Source organism: Aeromonas bivalvium, from assembly GCF_000819765.1.
In the GTDB taxonomy this organism is placed as follows: domain Bacteria; phylum Pseudomonadota; class Gammaproteobacteria; order Enterobacterales; family Aeromonadaceae; genus Aeromonas; species Aeromonas bivalvium.
Genome location: NZ_CDBT01000004.1, coordinates 107,788 through 124,601, shown reverse-complemented (window position 1 = coordinate 124,601; position 16,814 = coordinate 107,788). Strand labels below are relative to the sequence as shown.

The 16,814-nt window shown below is 61.8% G+C and carries 18 protein-coding genes and 1 pseudogene; 5 read left to right on the top strand and 14 right to left on the bottom strand.

The window, feature by feature from the left end; translation table 11 throughout:
• The 3 genes from BN1119_RS00785 to rbsD all read right to left on the bottom strand — a co-directional run.
• Nucleotides 1–561, bottom strand: a 561-nt coding sequence (locus BN1119_RS00785) for an ABC transporter permease subunit (RefSeq protein ID WP_409337741.1), incomplete at its 3' end; no start/stop codon positions are given.
• On the bottom strand, nucleotides 558–2,123 hold the full coding sequence (gene rbsA, locus BN1119_RS00780) for a ribose ABC transporter ATP-binding protein RbsA (RefSeq protein WP_041992442.1): 1,566 nt from the start codon (nucleotides 2,121–2,123) through the stop codon (nucleotides 558–560). The genes rbsA and BN1119_RS00785, both read right to left, overlap by 4 nt.
• 19 nt (nucleotides 2,124–2,142) lie before the next feature.
• Nucleotides 2,143–2,562, bottom strand: coding sequence for a D-ribose pyranase (rbsD, locus tag BN1119_RS00775; RefSeq protein WP_041992439.1), 420 nt, complete (start codon nucleotides 2,560–2,562; stop codon nucleotides 2,143–2,145).
• Nucleotides 2,563–3,123: 561 nt separating this feature from the next.
• Here rbsD and BN1119_RS00770 point away from each other — a divergent pair.
• Both BN1119_RS00770 and BN1119_RS00765 read left to right on the top strand, forming a co-directional pair.
• Entirely contained in the window at nucleotides 3,124–3,861 is a 738-nt protein-coding gene (locus BN1119_RS00770; protein ID WP_041992437.1) for a DUF2189 domain-containing protein, read from the top strand.
• A 9-nt stretch (nucleotides 3,862–3,870) separates the two neighbouring features.
• Nucleotides 3,871–4,542 (top strand): DUF2987 domain-containing protein, encoded by a 672-nt coding sequence (locus BN1119_RS00765; RefSeq protein ID WP_041992434.1) that lies wholly within the window; start codon nucleotides 3,871–3,873, stop codon nucleotides 4,540–4,542.
• Between the two features lie 76 nt (nucleotides 4,543–4,618).
• Here the strand turns inward: BN1119_RS00765 and ttcA are convergent, their stop codons facing one another.
• The 11 genes and pseudogenes from ttcA to ccoN form a co-directional block, all read right to left on the bottom strand.
• Complete coding sequence (gene ttcA, locus BN1119_RS00760) at nucleotides 4,619–5,527, bottom strand: tRNA 2-thiocytidine(32) synthetase TtcA (RefSeq protein WP_041992431.1); 909 nt, start codon at nucleotides 5,525–5,527, stop codon at nucleotides 4,619–4,621.
• Nucleotides 5,528–5,594: 67 nt separating this feature from the next.
• Complete coding sequence (uspE, locus tag BN1119_RS00755; RefSeq protein WP_041992426.1) at nucleotides 5,595–6,542, bottom strand: universal stress protein UspE; 948 nt, start codon at nucleotides 6,540–6,542, stop codon at nucleotides 5,595–5,597.
• Between the two features lie 128 nt (nucleotides 6,543–6,670).
• On the bottom strand, nucleotides 6,671–7,423 hold the full coding sequence (locus BN1119_RS00750) for an FNR family transcription factor (RefSeq protein WP_041992423.1): 753 nt from the start codon (nucleotides 7,421–7,423) through the stop codon (nucleotides 6,671–6,673).
• 69 nt (nucleotides 7,424–7,492) lie between these two features.
• Nucleotides 7,493–8,179, bottom strand: a complete 687-nt coding sequence (locus BN1119_RS00745; protein ID WP_041992420.1) for a sulfite exporter TauE/SafE family protein — start codon at nucleotides 8,177–8,179, stop codon at nucleotides 7,493–7,495.
• Nucleotides 8,163–8,351 carry a cbb3-type cytochrome oxidase assembly protein CcoS gene (gene ccoS, locus BN1119_RS00740; protein ID WP_041992418.1) on the bottom strand — a complete coding sequence of 63 codons (189 nt, stop codon included), beginning with the start codon at nucleotides 8,349–8,351 and terminating at the stop codon, nucleotides 8,163–8,165. The genes BN1119_RS00745 and ccoS overlap by 17 nt, the downstream gene beginning before the upstream one ends.
• 112 nt (nucleotides 8,352–8,463) lie before the next feature.
• Nucleotides 8,464–10,830: pseudogene (locus tag BN1119_RS00735) on the bottom strand (heavy metal translocating P-type ATPase); the annotation flags it as partial.
• Nucleotides 10,831–10,919: 89 nt separating this feature from the next.
• Nucleotides 10,920–11,408: a FixH family protein gene (locus tag BN1119_RS00730; protein WP_041992415.1), complete on the bottom strand. Its 489-nt coding sequence runs from the start codon at nucleotides 11,406–11,408 to the stop codon at nucleotides 10,920–10,922.
• 126 nt (nucleotides 11,409–11,534) lie between these two features.
• The gene (ccoP, locus tag BN1119_RS00725) at nucleotides 11,535–12,521 is read right to left on the bottom strand and encodes a cytochrome-c oxidase, cbb3-type subunit III (protein WP_041992412.1); all 987 of its coding nucleotides are present in this window, start codon (nucleotides 12,519–12,521) and stop codon (nucleotides 11,535–11,537) included.
• Nucleotides 12,521–12,700 carry a cbb3-type cytochrome oxidase subunit 3 gene (locus tag BN1119_RS00720; protein ID WP_041992409.1) on the bottom strand — a complete coding sequence of 60 codons (180 nt, stop codon included), beginning with the start codon at nucleotides 12,698–12,700 and terminating at the stop codon, nucleotides 12,521–12,523. The genes ccoP and BN1119_RS00720 overlap by 1 nt, the downstream gene beginning before the upstream one ends.
• An 11-nt stretch (nucleotides 12,701–12,711) precedes the next feature.
• The gene (gene ccoO, locus BN1119_RS00715) at nucleotides 12,712–13,326 is read right to left on the bottom strand and encodes a cytochrome-c oxidase, cbb3-type subunit II (RefSeq protein WP_041992406.1); all 615 of its coding nucleotides are present in this window, start codon (nucleotides 13,324–13,326) and stop codon (nucleotides 12,712–12,714) included.
• Between the two features lie 17 nt (nucleotides 13,327–13,343).
• On the bottom strand, nucleotides 13,344–14,768 hold the full coding sequence (ccoN, locus tag BN1119_RS00710) for a cytochrome-c oxidase, cbb3-type subunit I (RefSeq protein ID WP_041992403.1): 1,425 nt from the start codon (nucleotides 14,766–14,768) through the stop codon (nucleotides 13,344–13,346).
• Nucleotides 14,769–15,057: 289 nt separating this feature from the next.
• Between ccoN and BN1119_RS00705 the strand changes: the two genes are divergently transcribed.
• The 3 genes from BN1119_RS00705 (at nucleotide 15,058) to proQ (ending at nucleotide 16,809) form a co-directional block, all read left to right on the top strand.
• A complete protein-coding gene (locus BN1119_RS00705) occupies nucleotides 15,058–15,519 on the top strand; it encodes a hypothetical protein (RefSeq protein ID WP_041992399.1) in 462 nt (153 codons plus the stop codon).
• An 84-nt stretch (nucleotides 15,520–15,603) separates the two neighbouring features.
• Entirely contained in the window at nucleotides 15,604–16,062 is a 459-nt protein-coding gene (locus BN1119_RS00700) for a GAF domain-containing protein (protein ID WP_041992396.1), read from the top strand.
• 102 nt (nucleotides 16,063–16,164) lie between these two features.
• On the top strand, nucleotides 16,165–16,809 hold the full coding sequence (proQ, locus tag BN1119_RS00695; RefSeq protein ID WP_041992394.1) for an RNA chaperone ProQ: 645 nt from the start codon (nucleotides 16,165–16,167) through the stop codon (nucleotides 16,807–16,809).
• Nucleotides 16,810–16,814 lie beyond the last annotated feature (5 nt).

Below are 16,814 nucleotides of genomic sequence, written 5' to 3'. Positions count from 1 at the left end.
CCAGGCCAGCAGGAAGACGATGGCCATCAGCCAGATAGGGACCGGCAGACCCAGCAGGTAGCCGGTACCGAGCCAGGCGAAGTGATCGGAGCCCTCGCTAAAACCGGTGGAGATGGGGCGCCCCTCGGTGTAGACCATGGTGACGCCGCGCAGGGCGGTCATGGTCACCAGGGTGGCGATGAAGGCCTGCACCTTGCCCTTGGCGATGATGAGGCCGCTGATGCCGCCGAGCAGGGCGCCGGCCCCCAGGGTGAGCGGGATCACCAGAGCGATGGGCAGCTCCATGGCCACCATGGTGGCGGCCAGGGCGCCGCACAGGGCCAGCACGGAGCCCACCGACAGATCGATGCCGGCCGTCAGAATAACGAGCGTCATGCCCACCGCCATGATGGCGTTGACCGAGGTCTGGCGCAGTATGTTGAGCAGGTTGTCGGCGGTGAAGAAGTTGGGACTCAGGAAGGAGACCACGCCGATCAGCACCAGCAGGGCCACCAGGGACTTGTTCTCGATCCACCATGCCTTGCTCATGACGCCGCGGCGGGGAAGGGTTTGGGTTGTCATTGTGCTGCCTCTTGCTCTGCTTGCCACTGTTTACCCACGGCCGCCGCCATCAGTTTCTCCTGATTGGCGTCCCGGGTATTGAACTCGGCGCTGATGCGCCCTTCGTGCATCACCAGGATGCGGTCACTCATGCCGAGCACTTCCGGCATCTCGGAGGAGACCAGGATGATGCTCATCCCCTCCTTCTTGAACTGGTTGATGAGCTGGTAGATCTCCTTCTTGGCGCCGACGTCGACGCCGCGGGTCGGCTCGTCCAGGATCAGCACCTTGGGCCGGGTCAACAGCCCCTTGGCGATGGCCACCTTCTGCTGGTTGCCGCCGGAGAGCAGCTTGATGAGCTGATCCTGACTCGGGGTCTTGATGTTGAACAGACGCACATAATCCCCCACCGCCTGGCGCTCGGCCTGGCCGTCAATCTTGCCGCCACGGATGAACTCGCCGAGGGCGCACAGGCTCATGTTTTCGCGCACCGAGAGCTCCAGCACCAGGCCATCTCCCTTGCGATCCTCGGAGATATAGGCGATGCCCGCGGCCAGACCGTCGGCCGGGGTGCGCGGCACCAGTACCTTGCCATCGACCTCGACAGCGCCGCTGTTGATGGGGCTGGCGCCGTAGATGAGCTTCATCAGCTCGGTGCGGCCGGATCCCATCAGGCCGCTGAAGCCGAGAATTTCCCCCTGACGCAGGGAGAAGCTCACCCCGCGCACGCCGGGGCCGGCCAGCTCTTTCACCTGCAGGCTGATTGGGCCGAGCTCGCGGGCCAGGCGCGGGTACTGCTCCTCCAGCCGGCGGCCCACCATCATCTCGATGATCCTGTCTTCATCCAGATCCCTCACCGCCTGCTCGCCAATCCACTTGCCGTCCCGCAGCACTGTGACCCGATCGCAGATCTCGAAGATCTCCTTCAAGCGGTGGGAGATGTAGACGATGCCGCAGCCCTGCTCGCGCAGTTCGCGAATGACGGTGAAGAGCTGCTCTGTCTCTGTGTCGGTCAGCGCATCGGTGGGCTCGTCCATGATGATGACGTTGGCATCGAACGACAGCGCCTTGGCGATCTCCACCATCTGCTGCTCGCCAATCGACAAGTCCCCGAGCCGGGTATCCGGGCCGTGTTTGACGCCGAGGCGTGCCAGCAGGGTGCTTGCCCGCTCGCGCAGCTGCTTGTGATCTATGCTGCCAAAGCGGGTGCGCGGCTCGCGGCCGAGAAAGATGTTGGCGGCAATGGAGAGCTCGGGCAGCAGGTTCAGCTCCTGGTGGATGATGCTGATCCCCTGATCCTGGGAGTCGCGGGGACCCTTGAAGTGCACCGGCTGACCGCGATAGCTGATGGTGCCGCTGTCGGCCTGATAGATGCCGGTCAGCACCTTCATCAGGGTGGATTTGCCAGCGCCGTTTTCGCCGAGCAGGGCCATCACCTGGCCCGGATAGACCTTGAGGCCCGCTTCGTCGAGGGCGCGCACCCCGGGGAAGGTCTTGACGATCCCGGTGAGCGAGAGAATGGGCGAGGGGAGCGTATTGGCGCCCCCGGCAAGGGGCGGCATGGGTGAGGAGGTTGTGCTCATTGGCAGCTTCCTTGAAGGCTTAGAACGCCACACCGGCGCAGAGAATGAGGTTGGCGTAGGGGGTCACCTCGCCGCTGCGCACTATGGCCTTGCTCTGGTGGGTGCGGGCCTTGAACGCCTCGTGCAGGCAGTATTCGATGGCGATGGGCTTGCCCTGTGCCGCTGCATGGGCCTCAATCTGCGCCACCAGCGCCTGATGGGCATCGGGGCTGATCAGTTTTATTTCGCTTGCCATGATCACCTTCTCCACCACCAGCTCGGTGAGCAGGGCGGTCAACACGGTGGCAAGGCTCGGCGTGCCCGCCATCAGGGCGAGATCGATGCGCTCGGGGCCGGCCGGGATGGGCAGGCCCGCGTCGCAGACGGTGATCTCGTCGGTGTGGCCCATCCGTGCCACCAGGGCACTCAGGGGGGCGTTGAGCAGCTTGCCTCGTTTCATACTTCTCTCTCCTGGCGCTTCGGCGAAGGGAGCTGGATCCCGCTGACGGGGGATGCAGCCACTTCATCCTGGCCGATGACATGATGAGCAACCGGTTACGCAACCGGTTGCGTATGCCGTGAACCATAGGCGCAAGGGCCCCCAAGATCCATGCCCAGGTGACGAAAGTGTGAAAACGATCTCAGCTTGAGCCCCACATTGGTGCGGTCGGGGCAAGACGTGGGGTCAATCAAGCCCCTGGGCGCACCGGACTTGCCGGCCAGCGGCGATGGCCCTCACTGCCGGGGTTGCCATGGCTCATCGCTTGCCTCGGGGGAAAGCATGGGGTGATGGCGCGCAGAAGAGCGGTGCCTGCGGGACGGGCAGCCATACAGCCTGGGGCCTGAGCCCGGCGCCTGTGCGCAGAATTCGGGATCCTTTTGGTCGCCATGCCATGAATTTAAAGACTTTTTACCCTATTGGCCCCAGGCAAAAAGACTGGGTTTCCCCCCTCGAACCGCTATAATACGCCCCTTGTTATTTCTCTTTCACCTGGGCGTGGGCAATTTAGTGAGCAACAGAATGCGGATAGGCGGCTCCCTCGAGGAGTCCCTGAGCAAGGGGTATCGGCTCGATGTAAGGGCCATCTTGCAGGAGAGCTGGCAACAGACGCGCAGCAACGGCTTCGGCCTGTTGTTTGCCATCATGGGGGTCATGGCGATCTGGATCCTGCTCAGCAATGTGCTGCTCGCTCCCTTGCTCAGCAGCGAGGAGGGGGTGGACAGCGCCATGTTCGTCAGCCTGTTGCTGACGGTGGCCATGGCCCCCATGAGTTCGGCCCTGGACATGCTGGGGCTGGCCCAGGCCATCGGGCTGCGGGCCCGGGCCAGTCAGGTCTTTGATTTCTTCCGCCACTTCCTGCGCCTGGGGACCCTGAGCCTGCTCGGCAGCCTGCTGACCAGCCTGTTTGGTCCCCTGTTCGCCCTGTTGGGCCTGCCCGTGGTGCTCGCCTTCATCCCCTCCGCCCTGGTGGGCATGGGGCTGGTGTTTACCGTGCCCCTGGTGCTGGAGCGGGGCCTGAGCCCGGCCCAGGCCATCCTGGTCTCGCTGCGGGTCTTTGCCCGGGGCTGGCCCTCCCTGGTGCTGCTGCACGGCATACTGCTGGGGCTCTGCCTGCTGGCCATGATCCCCATGGGGCTGGGGCTGATCTGGGTTGCCCCCCTCTACTTCAACTGCAAGGGGATCCTCTATCGGGATCTGTGCGGCATCGCGGTGGAGGTCAGCGAAGGGCCGGCGACACCGGATCATTTCAATGCATAAGGATGTGACATGACGCTCTGGTACAAACCCCTGATCCTGGCCGGCGCCCTGCTGCCGGGGGCCCTGATGGCGCAGCCCCTTGCTCTGGATTACGGCACCTTCTACGGACACATGAAAACCCAGGCGAAGGGCGATTTCGGCCGGGCCCGACTCGGCTTCTATCTGATGGATCCCGAGAAGGGGGAGCCGTGTCTGGCCCAGTCGGCGCGCATTCACAGCGACAACCGGGACAGGCCCGCCGTCGTGGCCGAGGATGGAGGGCTGATCCTGCCCTTTGACGAGCAGGTCTATCTGGACAAGGGCAAGGTGCTGCTGGAGATGGCGGACCGCCATGGCCGTTGCGATCTCTCGGTGCAGGTGATGGCCGAGCTCGCGCAAGCTGAGGATGGGGCGGTGACGGTGTCGGATCTGCTGGGGGCCCAGGGAGAGATGCAGGCCCTGCTCGACAAGATGGCGGGCATGATAGGCAAGCATTTTCTCCCGGGCCAGGCCGGAGTGCGGCTCTCCCTCACGCCTGCGTCCGGTCATGCCTACCTGCGCAAGGGGGCGCAGCAGCTGACACTGCCCTGGCAAGGGGGCAGCCTGACCATCGACAATCAGCAGCTGGCCGACTTCGAGGGGGGGAGCCTGGTGGTGGCGGGGCGACTGGTGCGCCTGACCCCCTGGCTGCACAAGGGGTGAACCCTGCTCGCCAGCCCGGCGGGTGCCAGATCAAAAAAGGAGCGCAGCGCGCTCCTTTTTCATGGCGAAGGCGTCATCAGCGCACTTCGATCACGTCCAGCATGTCCATCTCGTCGATGTCGAGCAGGGGGGCTTTTGGCAGCTCGGGGGGATCGAACGCCTTGTCGCCACCGTCAATGATACCGGAATCCCGGTTGATGCTCTTGAAATCGAACAGCTGGTGATCGAGCAGGTGGCTCGGCACCACGTCCTGAATGGCGGTGAACATGGTTTCGATACGGCCCGGGAAGCGGCGATCCCAGTCCTGCATCATCTGCTTGATGGCCTTGCGCTGCAGGTTCTCCTGAGAGCCGCAAAGGTTGCAGGGGATGATGGGGAAGGCCTTGACCTCGGCATAGCGGGCCAGATCCTTCTCCTTGCAGTAGGCGAGCGGGCGGATCACCACGTTCTTGCCATCGTCGCTCACCAGCTTGGGGGGCATGGATTTGAGCTTGCCGCCATAGAACATGTTGAGGAACAGGGTCTCGAGGATGTCGTCCCTGTGATGGCCAAGGGCTATCTTGGTGCAACCCAGCTCCTGGGCGCGGCGGTAGAGGATGCCGCGACGCAGCCGTGAGCAGAGGGCGCAGGTGGTCTTGCCTTCGGGGACCTTCTCCTTGACGATGGCATAGGTATCCTCCTCGACGACCTCGAAGGGAACACCCAGCTCGCTCAGGTAGGCGGGCAAGACGTGCTCGGGGAAGCCCGGCTGCTTCTGATCCAGGTTGACGGCGATGAGATCGAAGTGGATGGGGGCACTGGCCTGCAGGCTCAGCAGTATGTCGAGCATACCGTAGCTGTCCTTGCCACCGGAGAGGCAGACCATCACCTTGTCACCCTCTTCAATCATGTTGAAGTCGGCGATGGCCTGACCTACGTTGCGCCGAAGGCGCTTTTGCAGCTTGTTGAAACTGTATTTTTCTTTGGCGTTCAGCTCTTGCACCATGACCTCAAACCCGGGACAAAAATAAGCGGCTTATTATAGCCATGTCCCGGGGGAGGGCAAGGCGCCGTTACGGTTCCGTCGACTTGGCCTCGACGGGACACTGATAGTCGGCCGGTTTGAGGATCAGGATGTCGCAGGGCAGGCGGTCTATCACCTGCTCGGCCGTGTTGCCAAGCAGGGCGGCTGAGAGCCCGGTGCGCCCGACGCTGCCCATGATCATCAGGCTTGCCTTGAGCTCGTCGGCCAGATCCGGCAACACCTCCTCCGGCAGGCCTTCGGCAACCCGGGTCCAGAGCGGATTGATCTGGTAGCGCTCGGCATGGCTGAGCAGCAGGGATTCATGATGCTTGCGGATCGCCTCGTTGTAGGCGTGGGGATCAAACTCGGGCAACTCGATGGCCACATTGACCGGTGTGCCCGGGAAGGTATTGACCAGATAGAGGCTGGCACCGAGCAGATCGGCCACCCCCAGCCCCTCCTCCGTGATGCGATCGTTGAGCCCTTGCTGCTCCTTGTCGTCGCTCGAGCAGTTGATGGCGGCGATGATATTGCCACCGCGCTGCCAGTGCCCTTCCTTGACCAGCAAGACGGGGCAGGGGCATTTTCGCAGCAGGTGCCAATCCGTGGGGGTGAAGATGAAGGTCTGCAGGAAGTTGTGATGGTGGGTCGCCTTGACCACCAGATCATGCTTGCCGTTGATCACCTCCTGAATGACGGACTCGAAGGGACGGCTGTGCCAGACGACCTTGACCTCGCACTGCATGCCCCTGGCACGATAGGGGGTGAGGATCTCGTCCAGCCACTCCCGGCGCTGGCTGATGACGCCGGCGCGCATCTCGTCCCGCTCGTCGCTCGAGAGCATGGCGGTCATCTCGTACGAGAAGTCGTAGATGGTGAGCAACAGGGTAAGCACTGCGTCTGTTTCCAGCTCGGCCACCTTGACTGCACGCTCGAGGGCGATTTGGCGCTCTTGCTCCGGGTTAATGACCACCAGGATTTTTCGGTAGTTGACCATGTGCTCCTCCTTGGACAAAAGACCAATGATGACAGGCCTTTAGCCTTTACAGCTTAGCGCAGGAGCAGAGGGAATGACGTGGGCCGGATCAAATTATTGGGCAAGGGATCCGGCCCCGGAGGGAGGTGTCAGGCGCAGGGACGGGTGATGCCGGCCATGGCGGAGAGGGCAGCCTGATCGAGCACGGTAATGTATTTGCCCTTGACCCCGATGAGGCCCGATTTCTGGAAGCGACCCAGCAGACGGCTGATGGTCTCGACGGTGAGCCCCAGATAGTTGCCTATGTCGCCCCGGGTCATGGAGAGACGGAACTCCTTGGCGGAGAAGCCGCGATCGCTGAACCGCTGGGAGAGGTTGCTGAGAAATGCGGCCAGACGTTCCTCGGCATTCTTCTTGGAAAGCAGCAGGATCATCTCCTGATCCCCCATGATCTCGTTGCTCATCAGCCGCATGATCTGCTGGCGCAACTTGGGCATCTTGCCGGAGAGCTCGTCGAGCACATCGAACGGGATCTCGCACACCATGGCGGTCTCCAGCGCCTGGGCGAAGGAGGGGTGGCTGTGCTTGTTGATGGCATCGAAGCCGACCAGATCGCCAGCCAGGTGGAAGGCGGTGATCTGCTCGTCACCCTGTTCGGTGATGGTATAAGACTTGATGGTGCCGGAACGGATGGCGTAGAGGGATTTCAACTCATCGCCCGCCTTGAACAGCTCTTCGCCTTTCTGGATCGGCTTCTTGCGCTCTATGATGCTGTCGAGCTGATCCAGCTCGCTGTCATTGAGGCTGAAGGGGATGCAGAGCTGGCTGATGCTGCAATCCTGGCAATGAATTGCACAGCCACCGCTCTGAATACGTCTGCCAGGTTTCTTGTCCGGGATCATAGGCTCATTTGGAATAATTGATTTATATCAAACAAGTCTACCATCAACCCATCCGTTTTGGATAGGGTTTCAAAGGGATGCTAATCCCACCACCAGGGTATGCAGACCGTAAACAATCAGCAGCAGAGCCCCCGCCAGACGCAGGCTGCGCAGGGTGAGCCAGTAACGCAGTCTGTCGGCCAGACCGCCGAGGGCAAACAGGGTCGGAAGGGTGCCGAGACCAAAGCAAAGCATGATGAGGGCCCCCTTGCCGGCCGAGCCCGCCGCCGCGCTCCAGGTCAGCATGGAGTAGACCAGCCCGCAGGGAAGCCAGCCCCACACCATGCCAAAGGGGAGGGCCTGCCAGGGCGCGTCGAGAGGCAGGCACTTGCCTGCCAGGGGCTGGATATGGGGCCAGACTCTGGCCCCCAGCCGCTCCAGCAGCAATATTCCCTGCCACCAGCCGGCCAGATAGAGGCCCAGGGCTATCATCAGCAGGGCCGCGAGGAGGCGAAGGCCAGCGATGGCGTGCTTGCCCGCTCCCAGTTCTCCCGTGGTGGCCAGCAGCCCCCCCACCAGGGCGCCGGCCAGTACGTAACTCAAGATCCGCCCCAGGTTGTAGTACAGGAGGTAGCCAAGGCGTCCCCAGAAGTGTTGCCTTGCTGGCGGAATGGCCATGGAGAGAGCGGCGGAAACGCCGCCGCACATGCCGATGCAGTGGCCGGCCCCGGCCAATCCCACCAGCAGGGCGCCTAGCAGATCAAGGTTGCCGATCATCTTTGCTGTCCTTGTCTCCTTGCCTTGGGGCGTCATCTTCATCGAACAGTATGTTGGAGCCCTGCCTGTCGAGATCCTCGAACTGCTCCGAGCGTATGGCCCAGAAGAAGACGACGGCGGCGATGATCACAAACAGGATGGCGATGGGGATCAGGACGAAGATGATGTTCATGGCACTGGCCTTGTGGTGAAGAGGGTCATGATAGCCCGGCGAGCGGCGGATGCCCGTTTCCTGTTGCCGGAGGCTCAGCTTGGGCCGCCCCGGATGATCGAGTGATGGTATCCCGGTTCAAGCGCATGGAGTTGGTGACGACGATGAGGGAGCTCAGGGACATGCCGGCCGCCGCCAGATAGGGGGGCAACCAGCCGCTGGCCGCGAGTGGCAGCACCAGCAGGTTGTAGCCGATGGACCAGGCGAAGTTCTCCTTGATGATCCTGCGGGTGCGCAGGGCCAGGGTGCGTGCCTCCAGCAGGCGGGCGAGGTTGTCGCCCAGCAGGATGGCGTCGGCGCTGTTCTTGGCCAGATCCGTGCCGCCTGCCATGGCAAAGGAGGCATGGGCCCCCGCCAGCACGGGGGCGTCATTGATGCCATCCCCCACCATGATGCTGATATCCCCGGCCGCCTCCCTGGCCTTGAGGTACGCCAGCTTGCCATCCGGAGTGGCGCCTTTTATCAGCTCGTCCACCCCGAGGGTGCGGGCAATCTCGTCGGCCTGGGCCGAGCCATCCCCGGTGAGTATGGTGGTCTTGAGACCGGCGGCCTTGAAGGCGTCGATCAGGGCGTGAGCGTCGGGGCGCAGGCGGTCTTCCAGCTGGAAGCGGGCGAGGGGGCCATGCTCCCCCGAGAGATAGACGGTCAGGCCGGGAGTGTCATCGGGAGCGATGCCGAGCCAGGCGGCGCTGCCGAGGCGATAGGGGTGACCTGCGACCGTGCCCCTGATGCCATGGCCGATGACCGGCTGGATATCGCGCACGGCCAGACCCACTTCGCCGGGGGCGCGAAAGGCGCGGGCGATGGGATGCTCGGACTGGGATTCCAGCGCCCGGGCAATGGCGAGACACTGGGCTTCTTCCATGTCCCCCAGCAGCTGGATGGCGCCGAGCTGGATCTCCCCCGTGGTGAGGGTGCCGGTCTTGTCCATCACCACCCGGTTGGTCCGGGTCAGGATGTCGAGCACATGGCCCCGGCGCAGCAGTATGCCGCTGCGGGTGAGGTGGGCGGTGGCCGAGGTGAGGGCGGTCGGGGTGGCGAGGGACAAGGCGCAGGGGCAGGTGGCGACCAGCACCGCCAGGGTGACCCAGAAGGCCTGCTCCGGCTGATGGAAGTGCCAGAAAGTCCAGACGGCGGCGGCGATGATGAGCAGTACCAGGATGAAGTGGCGCGACAGGGTATCGGCCAGCTCGGCGATGGCGGGCTTGTCGGCGAGGGCCTCATCCTGCATGCGCATGATCTGGGCGATGCGCGAGTGGGCGATGGGCTGGTTGACCCGCACCAGCAGCGGTGCATCCGTGTTGATGGTTCCGGCGTAGACGGCGTCGCCTTCTCCCTTGGTCAGCGGCAGCTGCTCCCCGGTCAGCATGGCCTCGTTGAGGCTGGCTCGCCCCTGCATGATAATGCCGTCCGCGGGCAGGGTGGCCCCGGCCAGTACCCGGACCTTGTCCCCCACCTTGAGGGTCTTGGCGGCCACCTCGTGCTCCCCTTGTTCATCGACCAGGGTCGCCATGATGGGCACCAGCCGCGCCAGGTTGGAGCTGGACTCCGACGCCTTGCGCCGGGCGCGCAACTCGAGAAAGCGCCCCAGCAGCAGGAAGAAGACGAACATGGTGATGGAGTCGTAATAGACCTCACCCGTGTTGAAGACGGTTGCCCAGATGGAGGCGGCGAAGGCGCCGAGCAGTGCCAGCGACACCGACACATCCATCGATAGCTGGCCCTGGCGCAGGCTGCGCCAGGCCCCCGCGTAAAATGGCTGGGCCGAGTAGATCATGATGGGGGTGGAGAGCAGCAGGCTTATCCACTTGAAGTAGATCATGAACTCCTCCTCGACGCTGATGAAGAGATCCATGTAAAGCGCCACGGCGCACATCATCACCTGCATGGAGCCGAGCCCCGCCAGGGCGAGCCGGAACATGTAGCGGCGCACCTCGCGGGCGTAGAGGGCCTCCTGTTGATGGGTCTGGAAGGGGTAGGCCCGGTAGCCGATGCGGGCGAACCCCTTGAGGATCTCGCTCAAGGAGAGCAGGGCCGGATCCCACTTGATGCGGGCCCTGTGGGTGGTGGTGTTGACCACTATGTAGCGCAGACCGGGCAGGGTGGTGAGGTGGCGTTCGATGAGCCAGGCGCAGGCGGCGCAGGTGAGCCCCTCCACGCTGAGCTGGATCTCCCGCAGGGCGCCGGTGTCGGTGACGAACTCCTGCTGCACATCGGCCAGATCATAGTGGGAGAGGGCGGCCAGCTCGGCGGGGATCATCTCCCCCTTGGCGCCCGGGGCGGTGCGGTGTTCGTAGTAGCTGGAGAGGCCGCACTCCATGATGGTCTGGGCGACCGCCTGGCAGCCTGGGCAGCACATTGGCCTGAGTATCCCTTTGATCTCAAACGCATACTGGCTGTTGGCCGGCACCGGCTCGCCACAGTGAAAACAGCCGGACATGGCATGTCCCTCCTTGGGGGTGAGCCCGTGAACGGGGCATGATGGTAATGATGTGGCCGGCCGCAAGCAGAGGGCCGGTCGTCCTGGGGTCAACGCCCCTTGGGATCGAGCTCCACCGGCTCGGTCAGGGGGAAATGCACCGTCTCTTGCAGACGCCATTCGTGGTCAAAGGCATCGACCCGAATGTGCCACTTGCCGCTCAGGGGTTGATCCAGATGGAGGCGATAGGTGCCGCTGGCATCGCTGGTCAGCAGATGCTCGCTGTCACGTCCGGCCAGTGTGGGGTGGAACAGGGAGAGGCGCAGCGCCTGGTTGGGCACCATATCTCCGCTCACGGGCTTGAGGGTCAGTACCTGATCCTGCTGCTGGAGTGCGATGCGGATATGGAGCGCCTCGGCACGGTCAAACTTGCTGAGATCCTGATTGATCTCCTTGCCCTGCTTGTAATAGTCCTCCGCCACCAGATTGACCCCATCCTTGCTGGCAATGATGGCGGTGACGATGGCGGCGACGACGACGGTGGCGGGGAGGGCGATGAGAAACCAGGGCCAGAATTGGCGATACCAGGGTTGAGTCATGGTGCTACTACCGTGAAACCTATGATTAACGAAAATGAGAAATCAGCGCGACACAAGATAACAAAAAGCCTCGAAGAGTCGAGGCTTTTTGCTGAGTAATCACGTGTTTATCACATGTTACTGCTGTTATTGTGCCGCTTCTGCGCCATGGGAGAGGCTGTACACATAGGCGGCGAGCAGGTGAACCTTGTCTTCGCCCAGAATGTCCTTCCAGGCGGGCATCACGCCGTGACGACCATGGGTGATGGTCTCCTCGACGACCTGACGGGAGCCACCGTACAACCAGGTGGTGTTGGTCAGATCCGGCGCACCGACGGCGATGCCGCCCTTGGCATCCGGGCCGTGACAGGCGGCGCACACCGCAAAGCGTGCTTCCCCTTTCTTCGCTTCCACCATGTCGACCTTGCGGCCGGACAGGCTCAGCACATGGGCCGCCACTTCCTTGACCCCATCCTTGCCAAGCACCTCACCCCAGGCGGCCATCACCCCCTGGCGGCCGTTCATGATGGTGGTCTTGATCTGATCCGGTTGACCGCCCCATTGCCATTCGGCATCGGTCAGGTTCGGGAAACCGCGTCCACCGCGGGCATCCGAACCATGACACTGGGCACAGTTCTGCAGGAACAGACGCTGACCTACCTTGCGCGCCTCGCTGTCGGCGGCAATCTGCTCGATGGCCTTGTAGCTCTTGCCATCGGCCTGATAGGTGAGCTCCTTGAACTTGGCACCATAGACCTGATCGGCCTTGGCCAGCTCGCGGTCATACTCGGGGGCGCTGCCCTCTTGCCTGGCGGCCTCGATGGCTGCCTTGCCTTCTGCCAGGGAGCGGATGTCCTGGTGGGAACTCTGCCAGCCCAGCAGGCCCTTGAAGTTGCCAAGGCCCGGGAAGGCGAGCAGGTAGAGCAGACCAATCACTATCATGAAGAGGAACATGTAGCTCCACCACTTGGGCAGCGGATTGTTGATCTCCTCGATGCCGTCGAAGGAGTGGCCCATGGACTGGCCCTCTTCGACACCCATCTTGTCCTTGCGGCACCACATGAGCAGCAGGAAGCAGCCCACTATGGTACCCAGTGACACCAAGGTCACAAAAATGCTTAACAGAGTGCTCATTATTGCTTCGCTCCTGCGTTCTTGTTATCAGCACTGGGTTGCTCGTCATCGGCAAAAACCAGGTTGGCGGCCTCGTCAAAGGAGGCCTTGCGGCGCTTGCTATAGGCCCAGGCGATGATGCCGAACATCATCAGCATCAGCAGCAGGGTATAGAGTCCGCGAAAGGTGCCGTAATCCATCTCCCGACTCCTTATTTCAGGGCATGACCCAGTGATTGCAGATAGGCGACCAGGGCATCGAGCTCGCTCTTGCCTTTCACTGCCGCCTCGGCACCCTGGATGTCTTCATCCGTGTAGGGCACGCCGAAGTGATCCCGGAACAGTGCCAGCTTCTTGCCGGTCAGCTCGCCGCTCAGGATGTTGGTCTCGAGCCAGGGGAAGCTGGGCATGTTGGACTCGGGCACCACGTCGCGCGGGTTGATCAGGTGAGCGCGGTGCCAGTCATCGGAATAGCGGCCGCCGACCCGGGCCAGATCCGGACCGGTACGCTTGGAACCCCACAGGAAGGGGTGTTCCCACACGCTCTCACCGGCGACCGAGTAGTGGCCGTAACGCTCGGTCTCGGCGCGGAACGGGCGGATCATCTGGCTGTGGCAGACGGTGCAGCCCTCGCGGATATAGATGTCACGCCCTTCCATCTGCAGGGCGGTGTAGGCCTTGAGGCCCTCCACCGGCTCGTTGGTCTGCTTCTGGAAGAACAGCGGCGTGATCTCGACCAGGCCCCCCAGGCTGATGGCGAAAATGATGCCAATCACCAGCATGGGGACGCTTTTTTCAAAGATTTCGTGACGATTATTGTTGCTCATGCTTTAACCCCTTCAGATCAGGCTGGCTGTGCGACGGGTTCGAGGGAACCCTTGGGCGCAGTGATGGTGCGATAGCTGTTGTAGGCCATCAGCAGCATGCCGGTGACGAAGAAGCAGCCACCCAGGAAGCGCACGAAGTAGAAGGGATAGGAGGCCTGCAAGGCTTCCACGAAGCTGTAGGTCAGGGTGCCGTCGTCGTTGACCGCACGCCACATCAGACCCTGCATCACGCCTGAAATCCACATGGCAACGATGTAGAGCACTGTGCCCACGGTCGCCAGCCAGAAGTGGATGTTGATGAGACGCACGCTGTACATCCGGCCCTGATTGAACAGGTTCGGGATCAGATGATAGACGGCGCCGATGGAGATCATGGCAACCCAGCCCAGGGCACCGGAGTGGACGTGACCGATTGTCCAGTCGGTGTAGTGGGAGAGGGCGTTGACCGTCTTGATGGCCATCATGGGGCCTTCGAAGGTGGACATGCCGTAGAACGACAGGGAGACGATCAGGAAGCGCAGTACCGGATCGTAACGCAGTTTGTGCCAGGCGCCGGACAGGGTCATGATGCCGTTGATCATGCCACCCCAGGAGGGGACGAACAGGATCAGGGACATCACCATCCCCAGGGACTGGGCCCAGTCGGGCAGCGCCGTGTAGTGCAGATGGTGCGGGCCGGCCCAGATATAGAGAGAGATCAGCGCCCAGAAGTGCACGATGGAGAGACGGTAGGAGTAGACAGGACGGCCTGCCTGCTTGGGCACGAAGTAGTACATCATCCCCAGGAAGCCGGCGGTGAGCAGGAAGCCGACCGCGTTGTGGCCATACCACCACTGCACCATGGCATCCATGGCGCCCGAGTACATGGAGTAGGATTTCATGCCGCTGACCGGCACTTCCATGTTGTTGACGATGTGCAACACGGCCACCGTGATGATGAAGGCGCCGAAGAACCAGTTTGCCACATAGATGTGGGAGGTGGTGCGCTTCATCAGGGTACCGAAGAAGACGATGGCGTAAGAGACCCAGACCACGGCGATCGCGATGTCGATGGGCCACTCCAGCTCGGCGTACTCCTTGGAGGTGGTGTATCCCATGGGCAGGGAGATGGCGGCGGCGACTATGATGGCCTGCCAGCCCCAGAACACGAAGCCCACCAGGGGACCGCCGAACAGCCGGGTCTGGCAGGTGCGCTGTGCCACGTAGAAGGAGGTCGCCATCAGGGCGCTGCAACCGAAGGCGAAGATGACCGCGTTGGTATGCAGGGGACGCAGGCGGCTGTAGGTCAGCCAGGGGGTATCGAAGTTGAGGGCAGGCCAGATCAATTGGGCTGCGATCAGTACCCCTACCGACATGCCGACAATTCCCCAGACGATAGTCATGATGGTGAACTGACGGACAACCGTGTAGTTGTACTCAGGGTGGTTTGTTGTATGGCTCATCGTTGTATTCCGCTTCCGATGCTGCTGTTGTTTGATTTTTGCCCGGTGGCCGGGACTGACAACTCAATTCATCAGCGACTGCATTTCCAGTTGTTAACGACTGTTAACGAAAGGAAAAGCAAAAAGTAGCTAAATGAAAATTCGATGGGAATGATACTGAAGTGACAGGTAAAATAACAGTATAAACAGTGATATATTTGGCTCCGAGCGCAGGCGCATCGCGCAATTTTTACCATGCGCAAGATCACGAAAATGGCATTTAAAAGCCAGCTTACAAGGTTGTTTTTTAATGAAAGAGAGACTCACTTCACGCAAATTTGCCCATCTGCTCATCGTGTTGACTATTTTGCTCGGCTTGATGGCCTATCGGACCTGGTTCGACGGTGTGGACGGGGTGGGAGCGGACGCGAAAAATGATCGGATCTGTGATCTGTCCCACACCCCCTGCCAGATCCTGGTCGGGGGGGCGCCGCTCACTGTGGCCCTGAGCGACCCTCCTCTGCGAGCAGAACAGGCGTTTCAGATACGCCTTGACGGGGTGGCGCAGGGGCAAGTGCCCAGCAAGAGCTGGCTGGAGGGGCAGGAGATGTTCATGGGGCGCATCCCGGTGTTTTTCGAGCGACAAGGGGAAGGGCACTGGCTGGCCAGCACCCAGGTCGGGGCCTGCACCAGTCACCGCATGGTGTGGCTGCTGGTCATCGAATGGGACAATGGCGAACGGCAACAGGTGGCGCTGTCGGTGACCCGTTGAGGGGGGGCGGCGCAAATTTAATTTGAATTTTTCAGGCAGGGCGGTACCTTGCACTGGTTATCTGAGAATCAAGACCATTTCATCATGATTGAAAAACAAGCATTTTATCGCACGCTCAACCAGCAGGCCCATGCCTTGCTGGAAGGGGAACCCGACCTCATCGCCAAGTTGGCCAACCTCAGCGCCCTGCTCAACCTGGAGCTGACCGACATCAACTGGGTCGGTTTTTATCTGTTGCAGGGGGAGACACTGGTACTGGGTCCCTTCCAGGGCAAACCCGCCTGCGTGCGCATCCCGGTCGGGCGCGGCGTCTGCGGCACGGCGGTGGCCGAGGGGCAGACCCAGCTCATCGACGATGTGCACCAGTTCGAGGGGCACATCGCCTGCGACGGAGCCAGCAATTCGGAGATTGTGATCCCGCTGCGCCGTGATGGCGTCATCATAGGGGTGCTGGATATCGACAGTCCCGTTTTCAACCGTTTTGACCAGATTGACCGGGTCGGGCTGGAAGAAACGGTCCAAATATTGGAACGCCTGCTGTAAGTTAGGTGCGAGATGGTTCGCAAAAGGTCCCAAGCTCTCTATAATGGGGCCTTTGTTGTGCTCGGGGTTGCCCGTGCGTTTATATGAAAGCCAAGGTTATACATGGAAAACACTGAAAAGCTGAAGAACAGTAAAGAGATCGTTGCCTACCTGGTCGAGAAATTCCCGGCCTGCTTCATCGCTGAAGGAGAGGCTAAGCCACTCAAGATTGGCATCTTCCAGGATCTGGCCGAGCGTCTTGCTGACGATGACAGGGTCTCCAAGACCATGCTGCGTTCCGCCCTGCGTCAATACACTTCCAGCTGGCGTTACCTGCACGGCCTCAAGGCCGGCCAGGCTCGCGTCGATCTCGATGGTAACCCGGGCGATTTGTTGACCGAAGAGCACATCGAGCACGCCAAGCAGGCGCTCAAGGAGAGCAAGGACCGCGTCTTTGCCAACCGTCGCAACAAGGACGACAAGAAAGAGTCCAAGGGCGAGGTGAAGGCCGATGCCGCTGGCAAGCGTGAAGAGAAACCGAAGAAGCCCCGTCGTCCTGCCCCGCGCAAACCGGATGCCGCCGCTGCTGCTCCCAAGCAGTATCGTCAGGCCCAGGCCGGTGAGCTGAAAGTGGAACAAGCCGTCAACGTGGTGCTGGGCAAGTCTCCGGTCCCGGCGACCATCAAGGAAATCACCAAGGATGATGTGCAGGTTCAGCTGCAGACCGGCATGATGCTGCGCGTCAAATTCGAGCATCTGGTTCTCTAAGGAGA